The following is a 398-nucleotide window of genomic DNA, read 5'->3' on the forward strand; positions in this document are numbered from 1 at the left end:
ATGACCGGCGACGGTTTTGAACTCGCCTTCCTCTCGCACTACATCAAGGAGCTGGGCTTCAGCCCGGCGCAGGCCTCTTTCGCCTTCACCCTCTACGGCCTCGCTGCTGCCCTCTCGGCCTGGGTCTCCGGCGTGGTCGCGGAAATCATCACCCCGCGTAAAACCATGTTTATCGGTTTCGTGCTGTGGTGCGTGTTCCACGTTCTGTTCCTCGTTTTCGGCCTCGGCCGCGCCAACTATGCCTTAATTCTGCTGTTTTACGGTATCCGCGGTCTGGCCTATCCGCTGTTCCTCTACTCGTTCATCGTCGCCATTATCCATAACGTCCGCAGCGACAGCTCCAGCTCGGCGCTGGGCTGGTTCTGGGCGGTCTACTCCGTCGGTATCGGCGTGTTCGG

At 60.1% G+C, this 398-nt stretch carries 1 protein-coding gene; it reads left to right on the top strand.

Annotated features, from left to right (window positions below; genetic code table 11):
- On the top strand, positions 1–398 hold a 398-nt coding region (locus PGR09_RS24540), incomplete at both ends, for an MFS transporter (protein WP_430916585.1).

This window comes from Klebsiella sp. 141251 (assembly GCF_050600725.1).
In the GTDB taxonomy this organism is placed as follows: Bacteria; Pseudomonadota; Gammaproteobacteria; order Enterobacterales; family Enterobacteriaceae; genus Klebsiella; species Klebsiella aerogenes.